At 72.1% G+C, this 24,725-nt stretch carries 20 protein-coding genes; 7 read left to right on the top strand and 13 right to left on the bottom strand.

What is annotated here, in order from left to right; genetic code table 11:
- Positions 1-456: 456 nt before the first annotated feature.
- Positions 457-1,464: a stage II sporulation protein M gene (locus tag ACFYX0_RS11355; protein ID WP_388969208.1), complete on the bottom strand. Its 1,008-nt coding sequence runs from the start codon at positions 1,462-1,464 to the stop codon at positions 457-459.
- A gap of 119 nt (positions 1,465-1,583) precedes the next feature.
- On the opposite strand from ACFYX0_RS11355, the gene ACFYX0_RS11350 reads away from it, so the two are divergent.
- On the top strand, positions 1,584-2,657 hold the full coding sequence (locus ACFYX0_RS11350; RefSeq protein WP_388969205.1) for an RDD family protein: 1,074 nt from the start codon (positions 1,584-1,586) through the stop codon (positions 2,655-2,657).
- A 20-nt stretch (positions 2,658-2,677) separates the two neighbouring features.
- On the opposite strand, the gene ACFYX0_RS11345 is transcribed toward ACFYX0_RS11350, so the two are convergent.
- Together ACFYX0_RS11345 and ahcY are read right to left on the bottom strand one after the other, a co-directional pair.
- Positions 2,678-3,292, bottom strand: coding sequence for a hypothetical protein (locus ACFYX0_RS11345; RefSeq protein WP_388969202.1), 615 nt, complete (start codon positions 3,290-3,292; stop codon positions 2,678-2,680).
- 140 nt (positions 3,293-3,432) lie between these two features.
- On the bottom strand, positions 3,433-4,890 hold the full coding sequence (gene ahcY, locus ACFYX0_RS11340) for an adenosylhomocysteinase (RefSeq protein ID WP_355911659.1): 1,458 nt from the start codon (positions 4,888-4,890) through the stop codon (positions 3,433-3,435).
- Positions 4,891-5,391: 501 nt separating this feature from the next.
- On the opposite strand from ahcY, the gene lepB reads away from it, so the two are divergent.
- Positions 5,392-6,060, top strand: a complete 669-nt coding sequence (lepB, locus tag ACFYX0_RS11335) for a signal peptidase I (protein WP_388969199.1) — start codon at positions 5,392-5,394, stop codon at positions 6,058-6,060.
- Between the two features lie 3 nt (positions 6,061-6,063).
- Here the strand turns inward: lepB and ACFYX0_RS11330 are convergent, their stop codons facing one another.
- The 6 genes from ACFYX0_RS11330 to ACFYX0_RS11305 all read right to left on the bottom strand — a co-directional run bounded on the left by ACFYX0_RS11330 (position 6,064) and on the right by ACFYX0_RS11305 (position 11,807).
- On the bottom strand, positions 6,064-7,041 hold the full coding sequence (locus ACFYX0_RS11330; protein ID WP_388969196.1) for a cation diffusion facilitator family transporter: 978 nt from the start codon (positions 7,039-7,041) through the stop codon (positions 6,064-6,066).
- A 157-nt stretch (positions 7,042-7,198) separates the two neighbouring features.
- Positions 7,199-8,350, bottom strand: a complete 1,152-nt coding sequence (manA, locus tag ACFYX0_RS11325; protein WP_388969193.1) for a mannose-6-phosphate isomerase, class I — start codon at positions 8,348-8,350, stop codon at positions 7,199-7,201.
- 61 nt (positions 8,351-8,411) lie between these two features.
- Positions 8,412-9,539 (bottom strand): SIS domain-containing protein, encoded by a 1,128-nt coding sequence (locus tag ACFYX0_RS11320; RefSeq protein ID WP_388969190.1) that lies wholly within the window; start codon positions 9,537-9,539, stop codon positions 8,412-8,414.
- A gap of 28 nt (positions 9,540-9,567) precedes the next feature.
- On the bottom strand, positions 9,568-9,738 hold the full coding sequence (locus ACFYX0_RS11315; protein ID WP_161242457.1) for a Trm112 family protein: 171 nt from the start codon (positions 9,736-9,738) through the stop codon (positions 9,568-9,570).
- Positions 9,739-9,922: 184 nt separating this feature from the next.
- Entirely contained in the window at positions 9,923-11,287 is a 1,365-nt protein-coding gene (locus tag ACFYX0_RS11310) for a phosphomannomutase/phosphoglucomutase (RefSeq protein ID WP_388969187.1), read from the bottom strand.
- Positions 11,288-11,432: 145 nt separating this feature from the next.
- Positions 11,433-11,807 carry a DUF3499 domain-containing protein gene (locus ACFYX0_RS11305; RefSeq protein WP_311699710.1) on the bottom strand — a complete coding sequence of 125 codons (375 nt, stop codon included), beginning with the start codon at positions 11,805-11,807 and terminating at the stop codon, positions 11,433-11,435.
- Positions 11,808-12,193: 386 nt separating this feature from the next.
- Here ACFYX0_RS11305 and ACFYX0_RS11300 point away from each other — a divergent pair, with 386 nt between their 5' ends.
- Entirely contained in the window at positions 12,194-12,643 is a 450-nt protein-coding gene (locus ACFYX0_RS11300) for a metallopeptidase family protein (protein ID WP_388969184.1), read from the top strand.
- A 134-nt stretch (positions 12,644-12,777) separates the two neighbouring features.
- On the opposite strand, the gene ACFYX0_RS11295 is transcribed toward ACFYX0_RS11300, so the two are convergent.
- The 3 genes from ACFYX0_RS11295 to ACFYX0_RS11285 form a co-directional block, all read right to left on the bottom strand.
- The gene (locus tag ACFYX0_RS11295) at positions 12,778-14,331 is read right to left on the bottom strand and encodes a DUF5719 family protein (RefSeq protein ID WP_388969181.1); all 1,554 of its coding nucleotides are present in this window, start codon (positions 14,329-14,331) and stop codon (positions 12,778-12,780) included.
- The gene (locus ACFYX0_RS11290; RefSeq protein WP_388969178.1) at positions 14,328-17,960 is read right to left on the bottom strand and encodes a glycosyltransferase; all 3,633 of its coding nucleotides are present in this window, start codon (positions 17,958-17,960) and stop codon (positions 14,328-14,330) included. The genes ACFYX0_RS11295 and ACFYX0_RS11290 overlap by 4 nt, the downstream gene beginning before the upstream one ends.
- Before the next feature lie 216 nt (positions 17,961-18,176).
- Complete coding sequence (locus tag ACFYX0_RS11285; RefSeq protein WP_003975777.1) at positions 18,177-18,440, bottom strand: WhiB family transcriptional regulator; 264 nt, start codon at positions 18,438-18,440, stop codon at positions 18,177-18,179.
- 701 nt (positions 18,441-19,141) lie between these two features.
- On the opposite strand from ACFYX0_RS11285, the gene ACFYX0_RS11280 reads away from it, so the two are divergent.
- The 4 genes from ACFYX0_RS11280 to ACFYX0_RS11265 all read left to right on the top strand — a co-directional run bounded on the left by ACFYX0_RS11280 (position 19,142) and on the right by ACFYX0_RS11265 (position 23,390).
- Positions 19,142-19,720: a cysteine dioxygenase gene (locus ACFYX0_RS11280; protein ID WP_388969175.1), complete on the top strand. Its 579-nt coding sequence runs from the start codon at positions 19,142-19,144 to the stop codon at positions 19,718-19,720.
- 152 nt (positions 19,721-19,872) lie between these two features.
- The gene (cofD, locus tag ACFYX0_RS11275; RefSeq protein WP_388969172.1) at positions 19,873-20,832 is read left to right on the top strand and encodes a 2-phospho-L-lactate transferase; all 960 of its coding nucleotides are present in this window, start codon (positions 19,873-19,875) and stop codon (positions 20,830-20,832) included.
- A gap of 35 nt (positions 20,833-20,867) precedes the next feature.
- Positions 20,868-22,187, top strand: a complete 1,320-nt coding sequence (locus ACFYX0_RS11270; protein WP_388969232.1) for a coenzyme F420-0:L-glutamate ligase — start codon at positions 20,868-20,870, stop codon at positions 22,185-22,187.
- Between the two features lie 201 nt (positions 22,188-22,388).
- On the top strand, positions 22,389-23,390 hold the full coding sequence (locus ACFYX0_RS11265; RefSeq protein ID WP_388969169.1) for a DNA-3-methyladenine glycosylase family protein: 1,002 nt from the start codon (positions 22,389-22,391) through the stop codon (positions 23,388-23,390).
- A 148-nt stretch (positions 23,391-23,538) separates the two neighbouring features.
- Here the strand turns inward: ACFYX0_RS11265 and ACFYX0_RS11260 are convergent, their stop codons facing one another.
- Positions 23,539-24,621, bottom strand: a complete 1,083-nt coding sequence (locus ACFYX0_RS11260) for an NDP-sugar synthase (RefSeq protein WP_355911628.1) — start codon at positions 24,619-24,621, stop codon at positions 23,539-23,541.
- Positions 24,622-24,725: the final 104 nt, after the last annotated feature.

The following is a 24,725-nucleotide window of genomic DNA, read 5'->3' as shown; positions in this document are numbered from 1 at the left end:
CGGGGTATCAACATATCTGGCGTTGACTTTTGGCACGCTGTTGAGTTCTCAAGGAACGGACGCTTCCTTCGTACTCACCCGAGAGACTCTCTCAGGCTTTCCTCCGGGCGCTTCCCTTCGGTGTTTCCGACTCTATCAGATCTTTTCTCGACCCGATTTCCTCGGCGCTTTCCAGGTTCCCGCTTCCGCGTTTCCCTTTCCGGCTTTCCCGACTTTATCAGAAGCTTCGGGGCCGATTGACCGGCGTCCATTTCTGAATCATCGGGGGGTGGCTCCACGGAATCGATGTTCCAGGAGCAAGTAGATATTCTCGGTTGGTCCCGGGGTGGAGGTCCACCTCCAGGCAACTGTTCGAATCTACCTCCTCGCTCAACCCGTGTCAACAGGCCTTGCGCGGCGAAGAGGAGACTAGCAGGTCAACGGAGTGCGACGCACATCCGACGGGCCACCCCCGCGTCACGCCGCGCTGGGGACGGTCGCACTGCGCTCGTGCGCTTCCAGGTCGCCCGTGTAGCCGGCTCGTGCCGCGCGCCCGCCCAGGACGAACACATACGTGAGAAAGGCCAGCTCAGCGAGGACGCCGATCGCTATCCGCGCCCATGTGGGGAGGCCGGACGGAGTCACGAAGCCCTCGATGGCGCCCGACACGAAGAGGACGAGGGCGAGGCCGATCGCCATGCCCAGGGCTGCCCGGCCCTCCTCCGCGAGAGCGCTGCGGCGGCTGCGGGGGCCCGGATCGATGAGGGTCCAGCCGAGCCGTAGCCCTGTGCCGGCGGCCACGAAGACGGCCGTCAGCTCCAGGAGACCATGCGGAAGGATCAGCCCGAGGAAGGTGTCGAGACGGCCCGCCGAGGACATGAGGCCGAGGCCCACGCCCAGGTTCAGCATGTTCTCGAAAAGGATCCACAGGACCGGCAGGCCCAGGAAGATGCCGAGGACCAGGCACATCGCGGCGGCCTTGGCGTTGTTCGTCCACACCTGGGCGGCGAAGGCGGCGGCCGGATGACTTGAGTAGTACGTCTCGTATTCGCCGCCGGGGCGGGTCAGGTTGCGCAGTTCACCGGGGGCCGCGATCGAGGACTGGATCTCCGGATGGGTGCCGATCCACCACCCCAGGAGCGCGCCGATCACCGTGGAGAGCAACGCGGTGGGTACCCACCAGCGGCGCGAGCGATAGACCGCGGCGGGAAAGCCATGGGTGAGGAAGCGGGTGACATCGCGCCACGAGGCACGGCGCGTGCCCGTCACGGCACTGCGCGCGCGTGCCACCAGCTGACTGAGCCGGCCCGTGAGCTGCGGGTCCGGTGCACTGGACCGGACGAGCGAGAGATGGGTCGCGGTGCGCTGGTAGAGGACGACGAGTTCGTCCGCCTCGGCTCCCGTGAGGCGGCGCTGGCGGCGCAGCAGAGCCTCGAGACGGTCCCACTCGGCGCTGTGGGCGGACACGAACACGTCGAGGTCCATGGGTCCGGCTGCTCCTCGTCCTCTCGTACTGCGTGTCAGCTTGTCGCACTGGAGCGCGATGCGCCCACAGCTTGGCAGACTGTCGTATCCCGGGGTGGGTCAGGGGAAGGACGCGGGACATGAGTGAACTGGTCACGGGCGAGGCGGTGGCGCTTGAGCTGCGCCCCGCGAAACTGCCGAGCAGGGTGCTCGCGGTGGTGCTCGACATGGTGGTGGCTGTCACCGCCTATGTCATCGTGATGATCGCTCTGGTGGCGTCGACGTCCGGTCTGGACGACGCCGCGCAGATCGCGCTGTCGATCGCGGCCTTCGTTCTGGTCCCGGTGGGCGGACCGATCGCGGTGGAGACCCTGACCCACGGCCGTTCGCTGGGCAAGCTGGCCTGCGGGCTGCGCGTGGTGCGCGACGACGGAGGACCGATCCGGTTCCGTCACGCGCTGGTCCGGGGCGCGGTCGGGGTGGTCGAGATCCAGATGACGTTCGGGGTCGTCGCGTGCATCGCCTCGCTCGTGTCGGCCCGGGGCAGGCGCCTCGGGGACGTCTTCGCGGGCACGCTGGTCGTGCGGGAGCGGGTCCCGGCGGGGCGTACGGCCCTTGTGCCCCCGCCGCCGCCCTGGCTCGCCGGACGGTTCGCTGAGCTGGATCTCTCGGCGGTGCCGGACGGGTTGTGGCTGGCGATCCGGCAGTACCTGGCGCGGATGCAGTCCCTGGATCCGCAGGTGGGCTGGGCGATGGCGGAACGTCTCGCCTCGGATCTCGCGGCTCGTACAGGTGCACCGGCGCCGCAGGGTGTCCCGCCGGCCGCGTACCTGGCGGCGGTGGTGCAGGAGCGCCAGTCCAGGGAGGCGCGGCGGACGCCGGGTGGCCAGGGGGTCGAGGGGACCGTGGCGTCGCAGGGGATGCCGGACGGGCAGGTCGGGCACGCGCCTGCGGCCGTACAGGCTCCCGTGCCGGGGCGCGCTGCCGCCCCGCGGAGCGAAGGGAGCCCGTGGGCGGCTCCCGGGTCCTACGAGGCCGAGCGGGCGACGGCACCTGTCGGTGTGGACGATTGGCCCGGAAAGGCTGTGCAGCCGCAGACATATGGCATCCCCCAGGCCCCGGCTACCGACCCGCAGGAAGACCGGCGGCCCTCGCCGTCGCGGACGGCAGCGCCGTCGGACCGTCCTGCCACCGGGTTCGTGCCCCCGGCGTGACCCTGCGGCGGGGCCCCGCGTCAGCTGAACGCCGACGGCGGTGATTCGAGGTCTTCCAACTCGACGCCGGGCGCCGCGAGCACGACGTCACCGGCGATGTGGACGGTGTGCCGCTCCCCCGTGTCCAGGGCTGTGACCTGGTATTCGTCAACGATCAGCGGGTCGTTGTCAGTGGGGTGTGCTTCTCTTTCGATCAGGGCCCAGGACTGGTCCACGGTGCGGGGGGCGAGGACCGGATCGGTGAAGGCGACGAGGCGTACGCGCGTCGCCGCGGAGGAGGGGGTGAGACGCAGCAGCCGGGCGGTGGCGACGAGAAACGCGGGGGAGGTGCCGGTGAAGGCGTGGGCGCGGACATTGCCTTCGGTGGCGTGGGTGCCGGTGGGGTCGGTGCGGACCCAGGTGACGCCGTCCAGCGCGGCGCCACGCACCTGCCAGCTCGCGGCGTGCAGTTCGAGGCGGATGGGACGGCCGAGCTCGTCGAGGGCGAGGTCGACGGAGCCGGCGTGGTCGCCGGAGGGGGTGGTCACTTGGGAGACATAGCGCCAGCCCGAGGGGCCGGGTGCGCACTGGAAGTGTTCTTCGGCCAGGAGGGAGCCGTCGTGCGGGTCGTGAAGCGAATATCGGCCGCGGGGCATGGGGGTCCTGGGGGTGTGACGGGCCGGCCCGGCCGGCCGGGCCAAAGGGACAGGCCCCCGACACGGGGGTGCGGGGGCCTGCCTGAGGGCCTGGTCGGTACCGGTCGCGGGTATCGGTGGCCGGTACCGGGGTGGTCCTGTCAGTACCGGTAGTGGTCCGACTTGTACGGGCCCTCGACGTCGACGCCGATGTACGCGGCCTGCTCGGGGCGGAGCGTGGTCAGCTTCACGCCGAGCGAGTCCAGGTGGAGACGGGCGACCTTCTCGTCGAGGTGCTTGGGCAGCGTGTACACACCGGTCGGGTACGCGTCGGGCTTGGTGAACAGCTCGATCTGGGCCAGCGTCTGGTCCGCGAAGGAGTTGGACATCACGAACGACGGGTGACCGGTGGCGTTGCCCAGGTTCAGCAGACGGCCCTCGGACAGGACGATGATCGTCTTGCCGTCGGGGAAGGTCCAGGTGTGGACCTGCGGCTTGACCTCGTCCTTGACGATGCCGGGGACCTTGGCGAGGCCGGCCATGTCGATCTCGTTGTCGAAGTGACCGATGTTGCCGACGATCGCCTGGTGCTTCATCTTGGCCATGTCCGCGGCCATGATGATGTCCTTGTTGCCCGTCGTGGTGACGAAGATGTCGGCCTTGTCGACGACCTCGTCGAGGGTCGTGACCTGGTAGCCGTCCATCGCCGCCTGCAGCGCGCAGATCGGGTCGATCTCGGTGACGATCACGCGGGCGCCCTGTCCGCGCAGGGACTCCGCGCAGCCCTTGCCCACGTCGCCGTAACCGCACACGACCGCGGTCTTGCCACCGATCAGGACGTCGGTGGCGCGGTTGATGCCGTCGATCAGCGAGTGGCGGCAGCCGTACTTGTTGTCGAACTTCGACTTGGTGACGGCGTCGTTGACGTTGATCGCCGGGAACAGCAGGACGCCGTCGCGCTGCATCTCGTACAGGCGGTGGACACCGGTCGTGGTCTCCTCCGTGACACCACGGATCTCCGAGGCCAGCTGGGTCCACTTCTGGGGGTTCTCGCCCAGGGTGCGGTGCAGCAGCTGAAGGATCACGCGGTGCTCGTCGGACTCGGCGGTCTCGACGGCCGGGACCTTGCCGTCCTTCTCGTACTCCACGCCCTTGTGGACGAGGAGGGTGGCGTCACCACCGTCGTCGAGGATCATGTTCGGGCCGCCGGTGGGCACGCCCGGCCAGGTCAGCGCCTGCTCCGTGCACCACCAGTACTCCTCCAGCGTCTCGCCCTTCCAGGCGAAGACCGGGATGCCCTGGGGGTTGTCCGGCGTGCCGTTCGGGCCGACGGCGATGGCGGCGGCCGCGTGGTCCTGGGTGGAGAAGATGTTGCAGGAGGCCCAGCGGACCTGCGCACCCAGCGCCACCAGCGTCTCGATGAGCACGGCGGTCTGGACGGTCATGTGCAGGGAACCGGTGACACGGGCGCCGGCCAAGGGCTGCGCCTCCGCGTACTCCTTGCGGATCGCCATCAGACCGGGCATCTCGTGCTCGGCGAGAGTGATCTCCTTGCGGCCGAACTCGGCCAGGGAGAGGTCGGCGACCTTGAAGTCCTGTCGGCTGTCGACAGTCGTCATTGCGAGGTGCTCCTCGGAGTCGGGGCGAGGTGGGTAGGGCTGGTCTGCGCGGCGGCGGACACAGGGGTGCCCGAAGAGGACACAGGCATGCCCGCGTGCGCGCAGCGCAGTCCGTCGGAGGCCCTCTCTCCCTCGGCCGGCCCGTCTGGGCCGCCCGACCGCCATCAGCAGCGACGTCTGGCTCCGTCCCAAGCTACACCGAGGGACCCAGCCGCCCCCAGTCCGCCTCCGGACACATCGCTGGCGCGGCGAAGCGGACCCCGCGCTGCCCGAGGCCCTGCGCCGGGACCCGGCAAAGCCTGATGAGCAGGGCGTTTCCATGGCTCTGCGCTCGGACGATCAGGGGGACGCCGGGGCGTCGGGGGTACCGGATCGGTCGTTCGCGGCGGCGTGCCGTGTGAGGAAGGCGTCAGGTGGGCGTCGAGGCCCGGCGCTCAGGTGACGCACGGGTCGTCGCTAGCCTCTGCGCGTGCGGACGGGCCGTGCGGGGAGGGGATGGCGATGGGTAAGGGACGGGGACTGGCGCTCGCGGCGTGGTTGACGCTGCCACTGGGGCTGATCTTGTTGGTGGGCTCCCTGCTCTATGTGCGCTCGGCCTACACGGCCGTCACGGTGAGCGGCGGAAGCATGGAGCCCACCTATGGCATCGGCAAGCAGCTCGTCGTACGGCGGCTGGACGGCGCCGAGATACACCGAGGGGATGTCATCCTCTTCGCCACGCCGGACCGCTACAACGGCGCGGCCGTGCTGAAGCGGGTGATCGGTGTGGGCGGCGATCACGTGGTGTGCTGCGGCAACGGCACGGACGAACGCATCACCGTCAACGGGCGGCCGCTGGTGGAGCCGTATGTGAAGGACGGCATCGCCGACGGTATGCATCGGCCGTACGACGTGAAGGTGCCCGAGGGCCGACTGTTCGTGCTGGGTGACCATCGGGTCAACTCCGTGGACTCCCGGTTTTTCGCCACCGACGGCCACCAGGGGACGGTGGCCGTCGGCGATGTGGAGGGGCGCGTCGCCGGTGGTCCGGGACGGCTTGTGGGCTGGCTCCTGTCCGGGCTGCTCGGACTGATCCTGACCGCCACGGGGATCGGCCTGGGGATCGCCGCCGTGGTGGTGCGCAGGAGGCGGGTCGTGCCGCCCGCGCCGCCGTGGCCCGTCCAGATGTGAGGGTCAGTGGCCGGCGGTCCGGTCCGGGCCCCCGGGCGTCGCCTCGGGGTCCGGGCCCTTGGCCGCCTCCGCCTCGCTGTAGATGTCGGGTTCCAGGTAGATGACCCGCGCTATCGGGACCGTGGCGCGGATCCGGGCCTCGGCGGCGTCGATCGCGGTGGCGACCTGGGTGGCGGTGTCGTCGTGCCGGACGGCGATCTTGGCGGCGACCAGCAGTTCCTCGGGGCCGAGGTGCAGGGTGCGCATGTGGATGATGCCGGTGACGGTCTCACCGTCGACGGTCGCCGACTCGATCTGCCTGATCACGTCCGGGCCGGCGGCCTCGCCGAGGAGCAGGGACGAGGTCTCGGCGGCGAGGACGAGGGCGATCGAGACAAGGAGGACACCGATGCAGACGGTGCCGATGCCGTCCCAGATGCCGTCGCCGGTGAGCACCGCGAGGCCGACGCCGCCGAGGGCGAGCACCAGGCCGATCAGCGCGCCGAAGTCCTCCAGGAGGACGACGGGCAGCTCGGGCGCCTTGGCGCGGCGGATGAACTGCGCCCAGGACATCGATCCGCGCAGCTCGTTGGACTCCTTTATCGCGGTGCGGAAGGAGAAGCCCTCGGCGATCACCGCGAAGACGAGGACGCCCACCGGCCAGTACCAGTTGTCGAGTCCGTGCGGGTGCTGGATCTTCTCGTAGCCCTCGTAGATGGCGAACATGCCGCCGATCGAGAAGAGGACGATCGAGACCAGGAAGGCATAGATGAAGCGCTCGCGGCCGTAGCCGAACGGATGCTGCGGGGTAGCCTCGCGCTGGGCTCGCTTGCCGCCGATCAGCAGCAGGAACTGGTTCCCGGAGTCGGCGAGCGAGTGGACGCCCTCGGCGAGCATCGAGGACGAGCCGCTGAAGGCGAACGCCACGAATTTCGATGCCGCGATCGCGAGGTTGGCGCCGAGTGCCGCCACAATCGCCTTGCTGCCGCCTGACGCGCTCATGAGTTCGCGTTGTCCCTTCGTTACCGTCCCGCCCTGGCTCGTCGTACTCGCGTAGCGCGTCCAGGGTTTTGCCCCGCCTTTGCCGGTGGGCCATTGTTGCAGCCGGGTCCGACGCGGTGTTGCGCCGGACCGGCGTCGGACGGCGTGCGGCTGTGCGTCAGGCGACGACCGCGGCCCGGAAGAGGGTGCCGGCCCCGGAGGCCTCGGCGGTCTCGTCCGCCGCTACGAAGACGGACTGGCCCGGGGCGAGGAGGTGTTCGCCGACGCGTACGGAACCCGCCGTGCACAGCAGGATCTGCGGGGTCGGGCGGGTCAGGTCGTGTGCGGCAGTGCCCTCGGGAAGGACGTAGCGGGACAGGCGGAACTCGTCGATGGGGGTCTCGTAGACCTCCTCGCCGTCGGGGGACGCCTCCGGGCGCAGCACGCCGGGGTCGGCCGCCTCGAAGCGGACGATGCGCAGCAGTTCGGGGACGTCGACGTGCTTCGGAGTCAGGCCGCAGCGCAGGACGTTGTCGGAGTTGGCCATGATCTCGACGCCGAGGCCGCTCAGATAGGCGTGCGGGACGCCGGCACCGAGGAAGAGGGCCTCGCCGGGCTGCAGCTGTACATAGTTGAGCAGCATGGCCGCGATCACGCCGGGGTCGCCGGGGTAGTGGTGGGCGAGGTCCGCGTACGGGGCGTAGGCGCCGCCGAGGCGGGCGCAGGCGGCCGCGGCCTCGGTGACCGTGTGGGCCATCTCCGCGGGGTCGGCGCTCAGGACCGCGGTGAGGACCTCGCGCAGGGCGGCGTCCTCGGGGTGCGCGTGCAGCAGGTCGACGTACGGCTTGAGGGAGTCGACGTCGAGACCGGCGAGCAGTTCGGCGGCCTCGTCGGGGGCGCGGAAGCCGCACAGACCGTCGAACTCGGTGAGGGCGCAGATCAGTTCGGGCTTGTGGTTGGCGTCCTTGTAGTTGCGGTGGGGGGCGTCGAGGGGGATGCCGCGGCGCTCCTCGTCCTCGTAGCCCTCCTTCGCCTGCGCCAGGTCGGGGTGCACCTGGAGGGAGAGCGGGGCGCCGGCGGCGAGGATCTTCAGCAGAAACGGCAGCCGGGGGCCGAACTTGGCGACCGTGCGGGCGCCGAGCTCCTGCTCGGGCGACTTGTCGATCACCTCGTTGAGCGGTCCGCGCGCGGTGCGCGAGGGTGCGCCCGGGTGGGCGCCCATCCACATCTCCGCCTGGGGCTCACCGGTCGGCTCCACGCCGAGGAGGCGGGGGATGGCGGTGGTCGAACCCCAGGCGTAGGGGCGGACGGTGTTGTCGAGGCGATCCATGGGTGTCTTTTTCTCCGTAGGTACGCGGGGCGCAGACGCCGTCAGACGGCGTGAGCCAAGGTCAGGCCCCCGAAGCGAGCGCCACGTAAACAGCGGCGAAATCTGTGACGGCGATCAGTTCCGCGAGGGTCTCCAGCTCACTGCCGTCCTCCGGTTCCAGTTCGCTGATCGCCGTGTCGTGGCTGAGTGCCAGCTCCCGTGCGGCGGGGGCCGCGCTCAGTCCTCCGATGGGCCGGTCGCGCAGCAGCACCACGCGCGCGTGGAGGGCCTGGGCCTCCTCGACGCGGTCGCGGAAGAAGTCCTCGGGGTCGGCGCCGGCGGCGAGCGCGCCGGAGAGCAGCACATGGTGCGAGGCCAGCGCCTCGGGCAGCCGTGCGGTGAGCGCGGGGCGGCCGGCCAGCTCGGCGAGCGCGGCGGCGAAGCGTCGGCCGGCTGGCGCCGCGGAGACGCCCTCCGTCCAGATCACCGGCAGGGATTCGGCGAGTTCGGCGGCGAGGGTCTTGGCGGGGTTGCTGTAGGTGGCGATGACCGGGCCGCAGCGCTCGGCGACCTGGTCGAGGCGGTCGGCGACCTTCTCCAGGGCGTCGGCCGGGGCGGAGAGCAACCCGGTGCGGTCCAGCAGGGCGAGCAGCGGGGTGAGCAGGGCCCACAGGACGCCGGGCGCGGAGGCCGCGAGCGGTTCCTCCTGCTCGTAGGGGGCGATCGCCATCGGGACGAACAGGCCGTGCGCGCCGTCCACCGCCTCCGTGACCGGGGATCCGGCAGGGGCCACGGCGACGACCGTGCAGCCTCGGCGGTAGGCCTGCTCGACGAGGATCCCGAGGCCCGGTTCGGTGCCGTCGGGCGTGGCGATCAGCAGGAGGTCCACGGGGCCCGCCCAGCCGGGCAGGTCCCAGCGCAGGGCGCCGGCGGCCGGGGCGACACCGGTCGGGTGGATGCGGGTGACCGGGCAGGAGGCGCCGGCGAGGGTGCCGAGCAGTTCGGCGACCCCCACGGAGGCGGTCCCGGGGCCCGCGATGAGGACGGCGCGGGGGCGGCCGTCGGGCTTCAGATCGTTGATCCCCGCCTCGGCGGCGTGCCGTACGGCGGTGCGGACGCGGGCGCCGGCCTCGGCGGCGCCGCGCAGCAGGGCGCGGCGGTCGGCGAGGGCCAGCGCATCGGGGTCGTCCAGCAGCGATTCGTCGAGCATGAGCGGCAGTCTCCGATCGCCGGTTGCGTCAGGCGGGGCGGCGGGCCTCGTCCACGAGCAGGACCGGGATGCCGTCCCGGACGGGGTAGGCGAGGCCGCAGTCCTGACCGGTGCAGACCAGCTCGCTGTCCTCCTCCTTGAGGGGGGCGTGGCACGCCGGGCAGGCGAGGATCTCCAGGAGGCCGGCTTCGAGCGGCATGAGGGGTCCCTTCGGAGCGAGTGCGCTTGACCTGGTCAGATTACCGCCGCGGGGGCGGCGCGGTGGGGGTTGGGCGTGGTGGCGCGGTCTCGGGCGGTGTGATGGGGGCCGGGCGTGGTGGCACGGCGGCGGGCGCCCCGCTCGGAAGGGGTGCCCGCCGCGGCCGTGTCGTGCGGCGCGGAGGTCAGCCGCGGATGACGGCCAGGGCCTCGTCCCGGATCTTGGCCATGGTGGCCTCGTCCCTCGCCTCCGCGTTCAGGCGGAGCAGCGGTTCGGTGTTGGAGGGGCGGACGTTGAACCACCAGTCGGCGGTCGAGACCGTCAGACCGTCCAGCTCGTCGAGGGTGACGCCCTCACGGCCCTCGTACGCCGCCCTGATCGCGGCCAGGCGGCCCTGCTGGTCGTCGACCGTGGAGTTGATCTCTCCGGAGCCCGCGTAGCGGTCGTACTCGGCGACCAGCTGCGACAGCGGGCCGTCCTGCTCGCCGAGGGCCGCCAGGACGTGGAGCGCGGCCAGCATCCCCGTGTCCGCGTTCCAGAAGTCCTTGAAGTAGTAGTGCGCGGAGTGCTCGCCGCCGAAGATCGCGCCGGTGCGTGCCATCTCGGCCTTGATGAAGGAGTGGCCCACACGGGTGCGCACGGGCGAGCCGCCGTGCTCGCGGACGACCTCGGGCACGGACCACGAGGTGATCAGGTTGTGGATGACCGTGCCCTTGCCGCCGTGCTTGGCCAGTTCGCGCCCGGCGACCAGGGCCGTGACGGCGGAGGGCGAGACGGGGTCGCCGTGCTCGTCGACGACGAAGCACCGGTCGGCGTCGCCGTCGAAGGCGATGCCGATGTCGGCGTGCTCCTCGCGGACGCGCTTCTGCAGATCGACGATGTTCTCGGGGTCGAGCGGGTTGGCCTCGTGGTTGGGGAAGGTGCCGTCCAGCTCGAAGTACATCGGGACCACGTCGAGCGGCAGTCCGGCGACGACGGTGGGCACGGTGTGGCCGCCCATGCCGTTGCCGGCGTCGACGACGACCTTCAGGGGCCGGATGGAGGTCAGGTCGACCAGCGAGCGCAGATGTGCCGCGTAGTCCTTCAGCGTGTCCTGCTGGGTGACCGTGCCGGGCGTCTGCGCGGGCTCCGGAGCGCCCTCGTCCACCCATCGCTCGACCAGGGCGCGGATCTCGGCGAGGCCGGTGTCCTGGCCGACCGGTGCGGCGCCCGCGCGGCACATCTTGATGCCGTTGTACTGGGCCGGGTTGTGCGAGGCGGTGAACATGGCGCCCGGCAGGTTCAGCGCGCCCGAGGCGTAGTAGAGCTGGTCCGTCGAGCACAGGCCGATCTCGGTGACGTCGACTCCGAGGGCGGCGGCCCCGCGGGCGAACGCGCCCGAGAGTCCCGGGGAGGAGGGTCGCATGTCATGGCCGATCACGATGGCGTCCGCGCCGGTCACCTGGGCGAAGGCCGCCCCGAAGAGTTCGGCCAGCGACTCGTCCCACTGGTCGGGGACGACTCCGCGCACGTCGTACGCCTTCACGATCTGCGACAGATCAGCAGCCACGGCCAACCCTCCTGAGGTCTTGACGATGGCCCCAAACTACCTGCTGGAAGCAGCCCTCGGTGGTGGGTCCAGCGGGCCGGGAGGGCAGTTCCAACGGAGTTCATACCGGGGTTCACACCCGGACTTCACGAAGGCTGCCCCGCGCTCAGTTGTCCGGCGAGCGCAGAACCCGCAGATGACCGCGGCGCGCGACCTCCATCGGGTCCGCCGTCCGCGCGCTGCCGCCGGCCTCCGCCGCGCGCTGCTGCGGGCGGGCCGCCTCACGGACCGCGTTGGCGAGCGCCTCCAGGTCGTCGCCGCTGGGGCGGGCGGGGGCGGAGCCGTCCAGGAGCCGGACGACCTCCCAGCCGCGCGGTGCGGTCAGGCGCTCGGAGTGCTCGGCGCACAGGTCGTAGCAGTGGGGTTCGGCGTAGGTGGCGAGCGGACCGAGGACCGCGGTCGAGTCGGCGTAGACGTACGTCAGCGTCGCTACGGCGGGTCGGCCGCAAGCGGTGCGCGAACAACGACGTACAGGGCTCACGACGTTGGACGGTACCGCACTCTTGAGCGGGCCGCGACGACTCTCCCCCAGGTCACTCCACCGTGTCGTGCTGTGAAACACCCCACACGCCCCTCCCGGCGGACCTCGGTGACCTGCACGGAGACCGCGGGATCCGGCCTCGGGACCGTCTGAAATCGGTCACCACTTGGTACAAACCTTGCCAATTCTCATGAGGTCGACGGTCCGGGAGGGATATGGAATCGAGCCCAACCTTGGCTGGAATGGTCATCCTGCGACATGCCCGACGGCTTCGGCCGGCCTCCGGCGGCCGGCCCGGCGAGCCGTGTGGACGAGACGGACGGAGGGGGCGCGAGGCCGTGTGGGGCCGGGCACCGAGCCCCGGCGGGGACTACGCTTCATCAGTGATGGACAACGCCGTACCGCCCCGCTCCGCCGCACCCGGACCCCGCCGCCGTGATCGCCACGGCAGGGGCATGCGCGGACCCATCGCGCCGCCCCAGGTGCCGCTCGCCGCGAGCCGTGCCGAGGTGTTCGCGGACCTGGTGCAGGACTCCGTGGAGCGTCTGGAGCGGCGCTGGCCGCAGCTCGCCGAGATCGACTTCGTCGTTCTTGAGGTGCCGCGCCTCGACGGCCCCGGTCAGGTGTGGAGCGACGACGCGGTGCCTCTGGGGGGCACGGTGCCGTCCGGTGACGGGCGCCGGGGGCGGGTCGTCGTCTACCGTCGCCCCGTGGAGATCCGCACCAAGGGCCGCGACGAGCGTGCCGCCCTGGTCCACGAGGTGGTCGTGGAGCAGGTGGCGGAGCTGCTGGGGCTCACTCCGGAGACCGTGGATCCGCGCTACGGCGAGGACTGACCCCCGGGGGCCCGGCGGCCCTCGGCCCTCCGGACCGTCACTTCACGAAGAACCCGGGGTGCACCTCTTCGGTGGCCCCGGGCCTTCGCTTCACGAACGAGCCGGGGCCCGGCCTCTCCGGTGGCCCCGGGCCGTCACTTCTTCAGCAGGACGGACAGGTCCTGGTCCGTCTCGGGCACCGCCACCGTGCCCCGGTCGTCGGGAAGGGTCTGCACGGTGAACGCTGGTACGCCCTCGAGGGTCGTCTGCAGCATACGAGCGGCGTAGACGGGTCCTCCGGAGACCGGTTCGACGGTGAGCGCGTACGTGCCCTTCACACCGCTCGGCACGGGCGCGTCCACGTTCTGCGTCGTACCGCCCTTGATCGTGTACTCCTTGGCGGCCGCCGTGCCGCCGTCGCTGCCCGCGGACGCGGTGACCTTGACCGTGGCCGTGCCTTCCGGCGCGGTCAGCGCGAGCGTGCTGTCCTTGGCGCTGTTGTCGGCGGCCGACGCGCGCGTGCCGACCGGCGCGCTCGCCGGGATGAACGCGGACTCCTGCTTGTCGCCCTTGCCGCGCACCACCCGCAGGGCGGCGACCACCGGGACCGGGGTGTCGCCGGGGCTCAGCACCAGGGAACCCGCCTCGCCGCGGGTGACGTCGCCGAGGTCGACGCCGGTGGTCATACCGCCCTTCACATGGACCGTCTCGTTCCCGGCCGGGGTGATCTGCCCGGAGGGCGAGGCGAGGCGCACCTTGAGGTCGGCGTCGCTGTCCCCGGGCGCGAAGACCACCAGACGGACGTCCGTGGCGTCCTTGGGGATGCCGGGCAGCACCAGGGAGCCCGCGGGGTCCGCCGAGGCGGCCAGCCAGTCGCCGCCCAGCTTGTCGTCGAGGGCCTGCACGGCGGCGGCGACACGGCCGCTGCGGACGCTCACGTGGACCGTGACGTCGGGCTCCTGCGCGTCGGTGAGTGTGGAGAGCAGGATCGGCTCGCTGGCGTGCGGCTGGACCGTGATGCCCTCGCCCACCGTCGACTTGAGGTTGCCGTCCTTGCCGTACAGCTCGATGTCGACGACCGCGGCGGAGTCGTCCGGGTTGGTGAGGTGCACATAGTCGGTGCGGGAGGCGGCGGTGCTGGCGCCCGCGAACCAGAACTCGGTGTCCGGGGTGCTGCAGGCGGTGCCGAGCAGCCCGCGGCCGACGCCCGCGGCGACCTGGGTGGTCTCCTGGACCGTCCAGCCGGGGGCGAGGCCTCCCGTGGCGGTGCCGATCAGCGCGGGCGTGTCCGAGCCCGAGCTGTCCGCGGTGACCGGGGTGCCGGGGTCCTTGGGAGTCACGGTGGGCGCGTCGGACTGCGCCTTGCTCTTGCCGCCCTTGGTGCTCTTCCCGCCTTTCCCGCTCTTGCCGCCGCTGCCGCTCTTGCCGGTGTCCGTGCTGTCCGCCGACTGCGTGTCGGCGGGGGTGAGTTGGGCCTTGCCGCTGCCGCTCGTGCCCTGGGAGACGGGTGTGAACGACGTGTACGTGGTGTCGGCGATGTCGGAGGTGCTCGGCTCGGGGCACAGCAGCCGGGTCTGCTCCACGGGCAGCCGGGCGGCCGTCTTCGCGGTGCTGCTGCCGGGCGCGTGGGGCGCGTCGAGCGCGGCGAACCCGGTGACGGCGGCGAGCGCGGTCACGCCGGCGATCAGGGACAGGGTCGTGCGGTTCACTGCTGGCTCCCGTCGGGGCGCTCACTGTCGGTGCCGTGCGCCGGGTCGTACGGCGCGGCGTAGCCCTGGTGGTACGTCGGGTCGTACGGCGCCGTGTTGCCGTAGGCGTACGGGTCGTACTGGGCGCCCTGGTAGGGGTCGGCCTGGTACTGCTGCTGCTCGTAGGCGCCCTGCGCGTACTCCTGGGTGCTCTGGTACTGCTCGCCGCCGTAGGTGTCGTACTCGGTGCCCGCGTAGCCCGTCGTGTCCCACTCCCCGTACGCCTGCTGCTGCGGGATCGCGACGGGTTCGAACACCTCCTCCTCGGCCGGGTCCGGGGCGTCGGTGTCCTGTGCCGCCTCCTCGGCCTCGGCTTCGGCTTCGGCCTGGGCGCGCAGCCTGCGGGCCCTGCGGCCCTCGCCGCCGGCGTCCTGGACCGGCGCGGGCCGCTCTTCGGGGAGGTCGTCGTCGACGTCCCGGCGGCGGCCCGGCAGGGCGAGCACCACGAGGACGACCGCGAGCGCGCCCTGCGCCCACAGCCACCCGGTGTGGCCGAACGGCGTGTCGTAGGTCACGTCCAACGTGCCGCCGGAGGCGGGCAGTTCGAAGCCCTGGGCCCAGCCGTCGACCGTGGTGCGGGTGAGCGGCTTGCCGTCCAGGGTGGCGGTCCAGTCCGCGTCGGCGGTGTCGGCGATCCGCAGGATGCGGCCGTCGGTGCCGGACGGGATCTTGGTGTGGATCCCGACGGATCCGGCCGCCACGGGCTGCGGTGCGGCGGAGCCGCTGACGATCGTCGCGCGGGAGACCTCGCGGTCCACCCGCCACAGGGCGCTGCCGTCCTGCTGGCTGAGCCGGCTCAGGCCGGGCGTGGCGTCCAGGACGCGGCTGACGTCGCGGGGGGCGCCCTTGCGGACGAGGACGTAGCGCACGGCGAAGCCGCCGAGTTCGTCGGCCTGGTCGGCGCCGGAGCCCGCCACGAGGTTGGCGACGACCTTGTCGAGCTGCTTGTTCTCGCCGTCCTCGGCGGCGAGTTCGGCGTCGCCGAGGCGGGCGCCGGAGCCGCGGACCAGGGTGTAGCGCACGAGCGCGGTGGACTCGCCGTCCAGGACGAGGGTGCGGGCCTGGTCGCTGGTGCCGCCCTCCTCGGCGACGAAGGCGGGCACCTGCGCGGGGTCGCGCCGCTCCACGGGCCCGTCCGCGCCGCGGATCATCCACCCGCCGGCGATGAGCAGGGGACCCGCGGCGGACGCGAACGCGATGAGCGCGGCCACGGGCTGACGCCAGCCGAAGCTCTGCTCGGCCACGCGGGTGCGGGCGCCGTCCGCGCCGACCGCGGCGGCGGCGAGCAGCGCGAGGCCGTAGACGAGGGTCGCGGGTCCGGCCCAGGTCGAGGCGTTGGACAGGACCGCGAAGACGAGCGCCACCAGGGCCGCCGTCCATGCCGTCCAGGCGGCCTTGCGGCGACCGGCGCGCACGAGGGCCGCGAGCGCGGCGAGGACGATGCCGATGAGCATCAGGCCGCTGACCGTGCCGGGGCCGCCGGGGCTCGCGCCCAGCAGATCGGAGGCGGAGGCCGTGCCCTTGCCGTAGGCGAGACCGGCCTCCCGGAAGAAGCCGAGGGGCAGCAGCGTGAGCGACCAGGGGGCGAGCACCAGCAGCGGGGTGCCCAACTGGGCGAGAACGCGCGGCACGTAGCCGAGGATCTCGTTTCTGCGCACGGCGAGCAGGGCGAGGCCCAGGACCGCCGCGATGGGCCACACGATCGGGGTGAACGCGGTGGTGATCGTCAGCAGAAGGGCGTACGCCCAGGTGGCGCGCCAGCTGCCGCGCGCGCCGGAGGAGTGGGCGAGTCCGGAGGCCGCGATGCCCGCGCGCGCGATGAGCGGCAGCAGCACGGCGAGGACCGCGGTGCCGATGCGGCCGCCGGCGAGGGCGCCGGTGGCTGCGGGCAGGAAGGCGTACGCGATGGACGCCCAGGCGCGCAGCAGCCGGGACTCGACGAGCGGCCGCGAGGCGAAGTAGGCGGTGAATCCGGCCAGCGGCACGGAGAAGACGAGCAGCACCGTCACCGCGAGGCCGGTGGAGCCGAAGAGGAGGCTCGCGAGCATGGCGACGAGCGCGAGGTACGGCGGCGCGGAGTGGGTGCCGCCGACGCCCACGGGATGCCAGGCGTCGAGATAGCTCGACCACAGGTCGGAGGAGGCTGCGGGCGCGGGCAGCAGCGCGCCGCCGGCGAGCGCCCCGCCGCCGAGCAGGGCGCGGCAGGCGACCAGCGAGACGAGCAGGAGGACGGCGAAGAGCAGCGGGCCCGGTTTGCGGGCGATGCGCTTGAGCCGGCCGAACTGCTCGACCTCGAGGAAGTCGGCGTCGTCGCCGCCCGGTCCGGACTCCAGGCCGCCGCCGTGCCGGCCGGCCGAGGAGACCTCGGGGTCGGAGCGGCCCACGAGGTTGCTCGCGACCTGTTCGACGGTGGCCCGGATCGTCGCTCCGGGCGGCGGGAACAGCGGGCGCAGCTCGCCCTTGTCGATCTGCGGACGGCCGCGCCTGCGTCGTCCGGCGATGATCCGCTCGGGCCGCAGCAGGGTGCCCAGCAGGCCGCGGATCTCGTCGACGGCCTGTCCGGGCACCTTGCCGACGAGGTACGCGACCGTGCGCAGCAGGGTGCCGAGGACCAGGCGGAGCAGGACCCAGGGCAGCTGTGCCGTACGGGCGTTGGCGAGCAGGGTGTAGACGGCGCCCGCTTTGTCCACCTTGTGCGGGGAGGCCGTGGTGCGGCCCGCGCAGTCGACGGCGCGGCGCTCGCGGGAGGCGGCCTCCGCGTGCCGTACGACCGCGTCGGGGGCGATCAGGACACGGTGGCCGGCGGCATGGGCGCGCCAGCACAGATCGACGTCGTCGCGCATCAGCGGCAGATGCCGGTCGAAGCCGCCGAGCTCCTCGAAGACGTCGCGCCGGATCAGCATGCCGGCCGTGGAGACGGACAGCACCGGGCGGATGTGGTCGTGCTGGCCCTGGTCCTGTTCGCGGCGGTCCAGACCGGTCCAGCGACGGCCGGAGTTGGCGATGGTGACGCCGACCTCCAGGAGCTGCCGGCGGTCGTACCAGCCGCGGAGCTTGGGGCCGACCACGGCCACGTCGTCGCGGCCCAGCTCCAGTTCGTTCTCCACGACCCGCAGGAGCTGGGCCAGGGCGTCGGGTTCGGGGGCGCAGTCGTCGTGCAGGAGCCACAGCCACTGCACCGGCTCCCCGTACGGCAGGTCGGGCAGGTCGTACGCCTCGTCCCGCCAGGTGCGGGTGACCGGATCCCAGCCGCTGGGGCGCTTGAGATAGGGCAGGTCGTCCGGGGTCAGCACGGCCGCGCCGCGGTTCGCCTCATCGACGGCCTGGCCGAAGCCGGTGCGCCGGGCGAGGTGCAGGACCCGGTCGCCGCCGAGGGCGTCGGTGAGCAACCGGGCGGAGTCGTCGGCGCTGCCGGTGTCGGCCGCCATGGCGTTCTGAACGGGGCGCTCCTGGCCGAGCAGCCCGGCGAGCGCGTCGGGCAGCCAGCGGGCGCCGTCGTGGGCGACGAGGACCGCGGTGACCACATGACGCGGGAACTCAGGTGTGGCAGCGGTGTCTTGATGGGCTGCCGTATGGCTGTGCACGGACATCGAGGTACGGGCCCCGGTTCGATGGACTGCGGTGGACGCCTGTGCCCCGCGGGGGCAGCGGTGCGTCTCGGACGAGCGACCACACTATCGGCTGGGCAGCACGACGGCCCGCCGCCTGTGGATAACCCACCTGCGACGGGCCGTCGTGACATCTGGGCAGCAGGCCGTGCGCCGTTGTCCCGGGCCAGGGCGCCGGAGGTCTCCGGCGGGACCGTGTCAGACCGCGGCCTTTTTCAGGCGGCGGCGCTCACGCTCGGACAGACCGCCCCAGATGCCGAAGCGCTCGTCGTTGGCGAGCGCGTATTCGAGGCACTCCGAGCGGACTTCACAGGCGAGGCAGACCTTCTTGGCCTCGCGGGTGGAGCCGCCCTTCTCGGGAAAAAAGGACTCGGGGTCGGTCTGGGCGCACAGCGCGCGCTCCTGCCAGCCGAGTTCCTCGTCCGCGTCGTCGACCAGCAGTTGCTGCACCAGCTCGGTCATGTGCGCCCCTCGTCAGTCTTTCGCGTCCCCGTGATGTAGCCGTTACCGATTTCGGCTGAACGACACGAGTGAAATTACAAGTGTGCCGATCCGGGCCAGTCAAGCCGAGATCTGCTATTGAGCCCCTTATTCACTCTGCGGAACCAAGGCTATGCGGAAAGTGTTCAAATCGGCATAAACCAAGACACTCGACAAGGGCCCTGATGGGCGACCACCCCGTCATAGGGGAGGACGTCCGGACGTTCGATCTCGTTCCGACCCGCACCGCGAAGCGAACCGGATCACAGTCGGATCACGAGATCGCAACGGCGTTCGCGCGCCCGGCGGTGCGCTCCATGTGTCCCGGACTCCCCGTGAACAAACCTTTCGTCTCGCAGATGAACCGGATGAGGTGAAACACCTCCCGCATCGCGGACCTCAAGTTGACAGGGGAGGTGTGAACCGGTGTCCTAGGGGGCATGCTCGCGAACCCGGCACTCACCCAGACCCGCTCCGCCGGGTCCCACGGTGCTGCCCGCGCTCGCTGTAGCTGTTGCTGTTTCGGCTGTTGAGCCTCTCCCACCGCTCCGGCCGCATCTGAGTCCACCGACTCGGCTGTTGTTCCCCGCCCCTATCAGGGCCCCCGCCACGCCCGCGACCCGGGCGGACGCCTCGCGACATCCAGCCGCCCCCCCACTCTCGCCGAGGAATGACCGCACCCCATGAACAGCGACAGCGACCTGCAGATCGCCGGCGACATCCTGGAAGTACCGCATCTGCTCCAGCCGCCGCGAGAGCACCCGGCCACCGTGGCCGAGTTCGCCGGCCTCGCCCGCTCCATCGCCGCCGACCGCTCCCAGTGGGAGCACCTCGTGCGGTACGACGCGACCTCCCGCTGGTACCACCGGCTGCGCACCGGGCCCTGCTACGAGGTGTGGCTGCTGTCCTGGGTCGCCGGGCAGGGCAGCGGACTGCACGGCCACGGGGGCTCGTCCGGCGTGCTGACCGTCCTGCACGGCGCACTGACAGAGCGCACAGAGCGCGGAACCCGCGCGTTGAGTGCGGGGGCGCAGAGGGTCTTCGCGCCGGGGTACGTGCACGAGGTGGTCAATGACGCGCTGGAGCCGGCGGTCAGCCTGCACATCTACTTCCCGGGCCTGACCGAGATGCCCATGCTCCCCGAGTCCCGGCTCCGTGCGGCCGGGGCGGCCGGCGAAATCGCCGGGGTCACCGGGGCCGCGGAGACCCGCGTCTCGGCGTGCGCGGCGGAGCACGGCCCGGTGGACACGGTCACCGGCTGAGCTCCGGCCGGAGCTCACGACACGGTCACCGGCTGTGCCCGGCGGACGTCCCCAACCGGTCCCGAGTCGTCGCCTTCGATCGCAGGACCGTCCCGTCCGTCCCGCGTCGACCACCCCCGCCGAGTCGGCCCGGCGGCTGACACACTGTCTCAATGCGCATTGTGGTTCTGGCAGGCGGCATCGGCGGTGCCCGGTTTCTGCGCGGTCTGAAGCAGGCCGCTCCCGACGCGGACATCACGGTCATCGGCAACACCGGCGACGACATCCACCTCTTCGGGCTGAAGGTCTGCCCGGACCTCGACACGGTGATGTACACACTCGGCGGCGGCATCAACGAGGAACAGGGCTGGGGCCGGGCCGACGAGACCTTCCACCTCAAGGAGGAACTCGCGGCCTACGGCGTGGGCCCGGAGTGGTTCGGGCTCGGCGACCGCGACTTCGCAACGCACATCGTGCGGACGCAGATGCTGGGCGCCGGCTATCCGCTCAGCGCGGTCACCGAGGCCCTGTGCGACCGCTGGAAGCCGGGGGTCCGGCTGCTGCCCATGTCGGACGACCGCGTGGAGACCCATGTCGCCGCCGAACTGGACGGCGAGCGCAAGGCGATCCACTTCCAGGAGTACTGGGTGCGGCTGCGGGCCTCCGTCCCGGCCGAGGCGATCGTGCCGGTGGGCGCCGAGCTGGCGAAACCGGCCCCCGGTGTCCTGGAGGCCATCGCCGAGGCGGACGTGGTGCTCTTCCCGCCGTCCAACCCGGTGGTGTCCGTCGGCACCATCCTCGCGGTGCCCGGCATCCGGGAGGCCATCGCGAACGCCGGGGTGCCGGTGGTGGGCCTCTCCCCCATCGTCGGTGACGCGCCCGTGCGCGGCATGGCCGACAAGGTGCTCGCGGCGGTCGGCGTGGAGTCGACGGCCGCGGCGGTCGCCGAGCACTACGGCTCCGGGCTGCTGGACGGCTGGCTCGTCGACTCGGTGGACGCGGCCGCCGTGGAGCGCGTCGAGGCCGCGGGCATCCGCTGCCGCGCGGTGCCGCTGATGATGACCGACCTGGAGGCGACGGCCCGGATGGCCCGCGAGGCGCTGGCGCTGGCGGAGGAGGTGCGGGGCGCTTGAGCGGCGGGCTTTCCACGAGCGAGGTCGGCGGGGCCCTGGGCGGCCCCTCGGCCGACGGTGCGCAGGGCTACCGCGTGTGGGCCGTGCCCGGGCTGCCCGAGATCCGTGAGGGCGACGACCTGGCCAAGGTCATCGCCGCGGCGGAGCCCGGGCTCGCCGACGGCGACGTGCTCCTCGTCACCTCGAAGATCGTGTCCAAGGCCGAGGGCCGGGTCGTCCGGGCGGACGACCGGGAGGCCGCCATCGACGCCGAGACCGTGCGGGTCGTCGCCCGGCGCGGACCGCTCAGGATCGTCGAGAACCGGCAGGGCCTGGTGATGGCCGCCGCCGGGGTCGACGCCTCCAACACCCCGGCGGGGACCGTGCTGTTGCTGCCGGAGGACCCCGACGCCTCCGCACGGGCCGTCCGGGACGGGCTGCGGGACGCGCTCGGCGTCGACGTCGGCGTGATCGTCACGGACACCTTCGGGCGGCCGTGGCGCACCGGACTCACCGATGTCGCCATCGGGGCCGCGGGCGTACGGGTTCTGGACGATCTGCGCGGCGGCACGGACGCGCACGGCATTCCGCTGAGCGCGACCGTCGTCGCCACCGCCGACGAACTGGCCGCGGCCGGTGACCTGGTCAAGGGCAAGGCCGAGGGGCTGCCCGTCGCCGTCGTGCGCGGGCTGCCGCATCTGATGGCCGGGGACGACGGCGAGGGCGCGCGGGCGATGGTGCGCGGCGCGCGCGACGACATGTTCCGGCTGGGCACCTCCGAGGCGGTACGGGAGGCGGTGACGCAGCGGCGCACGGTGCGGGCGTTCACCGACGAGCCCGTCGACCCCGGTGCCGTACGGCGCGCGGTGGCCGCCGCCGTGACCGCGCCCGCCCCGCACCACACGACACCGTGGCGGTTCGTGCTGCTGGAGTCCGAGGAGTCGCGGACGCGACTGCTGGACGCGATGCGGGAGGCGTGGATCGTCGATCTGCGCCGGGACGGGAAGAGCGAGGAGTCCATCGCGAAGCGGGTCCGGCGCGGAGACGTGCTGCGCAACGCGCCGTATCTCGTCGTGCCCTGCATGGTCATGGACGGCTCCCACAGCTACGGTCATGCGCGGCGGGACGCGGCCGAGCGGGAGATGTTCGTGGTCGCCACCGGCGCGGGCGTGCAGAACCTGCTGGTGGCGCTCGCCGGGGAGCGACTGGGCTCGGCCTGGGTGTCGTCGACGATGTTCTGCCGCGACGTCGTACGCGAGGTACTGGGGCTCCCGGAGACCTGGGAGCCGATGGGCGCCGTGGCGGTCGGGCATCCGGCCGAGGAGCCGAGGCCCCGGCCGGAGCGGGATCCCGGGGCGTTCATCGAGGTGCGGTGAGCGCGCGGAGCGCCGGCCCCGGGTCGCCCGGCCCGGACTCGGGACGCGTGGTGCGGACGGTCGCCCCCGCGCGGCCGTCGCGCGCTCTACTCTCTTAAGACACGTGACTCTCTCAAGAGACGTAGGACACGACTCTCTCGAGACACCCAGGACACGTAAGACACGCCAGTTTCCAGGACCCGCCTCCCTAGGACCCCCGCCGTGGCCGGACGCTTCCCTCTCCGCCCCACCCCGACGACCCTGCGCGGTGGGGACGTCGTCGTACCCAGGGGCGTGCCACGGCAGGCCACGGCCCCGGGCCGGCGGCGGACCTGGACCCCGACCGGCCCGCTCGACCTCGGGCTGGTGCTGGGGCCGCTGCGGCGCGGGCCCGCCGACCCCACGTTCCGGGCGACCCCGGACGGCTCGGTGTGGCGGGCCAGCCACACCCCTCAGGGGCCGGGCACCCTGCGCGTCGCGCTGCGGCACGGGAACGCCGAGGCGGAGGCCTGGGGGCCCGGGGCGGAGTGGCTGCTGGAGCAGTTGCCCGAGATGCTCGGCGCGTCGGACGATCCGGGCGCCTTCGAGCCAAGGCACCGGCTGCTCGCGCTGACCTGGAAGCGGCGTCCCGGGCTGCGGCTGACGCGCACGGGCCTGGTCCTGGAGTCGCTGATCCCGTCGGTCCTGGAGCAGAAGGTCACCACGGACGAGGCGTACCGGGCGTGGCGGCTGCTGGTACGGAAGTTCGGCGAGCCGGCGCCGGGCCCCGCGCCGGGACGGATGCATGTGATGCCGGCCCCGCGTACCTGGGCACTGATCCCGTCGTGGGAATGGCATCGCGCCGGTGTCGACGACAAACGGGCGTCGACGATCCTGCGGGCGGTACGGCTCGCCGCGCGGCTGGAGGAGGCGACGGGGATGGCGCCGGCCGAGGCGCAGGCGCGGCTCGAGGTGGTGCCGGGGATCGGGCCGTGGACCTCCGCGGAGACCGTGCAGCGCAGTCATGGGGCGGCGGACTCGGTGACCGTCGGGGATCTGCATCTGCCGGGGATCGTGGGGTACGCCCTCGCGGGGGACCGGAACGCGGACGACGAGAGGATGCTGTCGTTGCTGGAGCCGTACGCGGGGCAGCGGCACCGGGCGGCGCGGCTGATCCTGCTGAGCGGCTCCGTGCCCCCGCGCCGGGCCCCGCGGATGCGGCGCGGGGACATCGGGCGGCTGTGAGGGAGTTACGGAGCAATAGGCAGTAGAAGGAGTACGACGTCGGGGCAGCGGTGAGGGCCGGGACGGTGCTCCCGGCCCGTCCCGGCCCTCACCTGACCCTTGCCAGGTTCTTACCTTCGATCCCCGGCAGTGCCGTGCTCGCTCGGCCTCACTGGTCCGACGAGAAGCGCACCGCGCCCGCGGGGATCCGCGCGTCGCACCAGACCCGTACCCCGTCACGGAGTTCGTTGTCCGCGCCGACCACGGCGCCGTCACCGATGACCGCGCCCGTGAGGACCGAGCGCTCGCCGATCCGGGAGCGCGCGCCGATCAGGGAGTCGGTGATGACGGCACCCGGTTCCACCACCGCGCCGGAGAGCAGCGTGCTGCCCGAGATCCGGGCGCCCTCCCCGACGAACGCGCCCTCGCCCACCACCGTGCCGCCCGTCAGCTTCGCGCCGGTGGCGACCGACGCCGTCGGCAGGATCAGGCGGTCACCGCAGCGGCCGGGCACCGCGGGGGACGGGGCGCGGCCCAGGACCAGGTCCGCCGAGCCGCGCACGAAGGCGGCCGGAGTGCCCAGGTCGAGCCAGTACGTCGAGTCCACCATGCCCTGGAGATGGGCTCCGGCGGCCAGCAGGTCGGGGAAGGTCTCCCGCTCCACCGAGACCGGGCGGCCCATCGGGATGGTGTCGATCACCGAGCGGCGGAAGACGTACGCCCCGGCGTTGATCTGGTCGGTGACGATCTCCTCGGGGGTCTGCGGCTTCTCCAGGAACGCCGTGACCCGGCCCGACTCGTCGGTGGGGACCAGTCCGTACGCCCTCGGGTCCGTCACCTTCGTCAGGTGGAGGGAGACGTCCGCGCCCGTCGACTCGTGGGTGTGCACCAGGGCGCGGATGTCCAGGCCCGTGAGGATGTCACCGTTGAAGATGAGCACCGGTTCGTCGGGGCCCGAGTGGAGGCGGCTCGCCACGTTGCGGATGGCGCCGCCCGTACCGAGCGGCTCCTCCTCCGTCACGTACTCCAGCCGGAGGCCGAAGGCCGACCCGTCGCCGAAATACGGCTCGAACACCTCGGCGAGATAGGACGTGGCGAGCACGATGTGCTCGACTCCCGCCGCCCTGGCCCGCGCCAGCTGGTGCGTGAGGAACGGGACCCCGGCCGCTGGAACCATGGGCTTGGGGGTGTGCACCGTGAGGGGGCGTAGCCGGGTGCCTCTGCCGCCGACCAGGAGGATCGCTTCTGTCACCTGTCGTCTCTGCTTCCTGCCGGGACCGGCCGAACTGTCCATCGGCCGGCCAGTGTATGCAGACCGTGTTATGAGGACCGCTAAAGGCGTTATGAGGACCGTTA

Origin of the sequence: Streptomyces sp. NPDC002573 (assembly GCF_042889625.1) — a bacterium.
Taxonomy (GTDB): domain Bacteria; phylum Actinomycetota; class Actinomycetes; order Streptomycetales; family Streptomycetaceae; genus Streptomyces; species Streptomyces gibsoniae.
This window is presented reverse-complemented; position numbering and strand designations above follow the sequence as displayed.

Bases quoted from the DNA above. Each gene is read 5' to 3' on its own strand.
- ACFYX0_RS11320 (WP_388969190.1), bottom strand. From the start codon at position 9,539: ATGCTCGACGAATCGCTGCTGGACGACCCCGATGCGCTGGCCCTCGCC.
- ahcY (WP_355911659.1), bottom strand. From the start codon at position 4,890: ATGACGACTGTCGACAGCCGACAGGACTTCAAGGTCGCCGACCTCTCC.
- ACFYX0_RS11315 (WP_161242457.1), bottom strand. From the start codon at position 9,738: ATGCCGCTCGAAGCCGGCCTCCTGGAGATCCTCGCCTGCCCGGCGTGC.
- ACFYX0_RS11345 (WP_388969202.1), bottom strand. From the start codon at position 3,292: ATGCCCCGCGGCCGATATTCGCTTCACGACCCGCACGACGGCTCCCTC.
- ACFYX0_RS11350 (WP_388969205.1), top strand. From the start codon at position 1,584: ATGAGTGAACTGGTCACGGGCGAGGCGGTGGCGCTTGAGCTGCGCCCC.
- ACFYX0_RS11355 (WP_388969208.1), bottom strand. From the start codon at position 1,464: ATGGACCTCGACGTGTTCGTGTCCGCCCACAGCGCCGAGTGGGACCGT.
- ACFYX0_RS11300 (WP_388969184.1), top strand. From the start codon at position 12,194: ATGGACAACGCCGTACCGCCCCGCTCCGCCGCACCCGGACCCCGCCGC.
- cofD (WP_388969172.1), top strand. From the start codon at position 19,873: ATGCGCATTGTGGTTCTGGCAGGCGGCATCGGCGGTGCCCGGTTTCTG.
- lepB (WP_388969199.1), top strand. From the start codon at position 5,392: ATGGGTAAGGGACGGGGACTGGCGCTCGCGGCGTGGTTGACGCTGCCA.
- ACFYX0_RS11330 (WP_388969196.1), bottom strand. From the start codon at position 7,041: ATGAGCGCGTCAGGCGGCAGCAAGGCGATTGTGGCGGCACTCGGCGCC.
- ACFYX0_RS11285 (WP_003975777.1), bottom strand. From the start codon at position 18,440: ATGACCGAGCTGGTGCAGCAACTGCTGGTCGACGACGCGGACGAGGAA.
- manA (WP_388969193.1), bottom strand. From the start codon at position 8,350: ATGGATCGCCTCGACAACACCGTCCGCCCCTACGCCTGGGGTTCGACC.
- ACFYX0_RS11290 (WP_388969178.1), bottom strand. From the start codon at position 17,960: ATGTCCGTGCACAGCCATACGGCAGCCCATCAAGACACCGCTGCCACA.
- ACFYX0_RS11280 (WP_388969175.1), top strand. From the start codon at position 19,142: ATGAACAGCGACAGCGACCTGCAGATCGCCGGCGACATCCTGGAAGTA.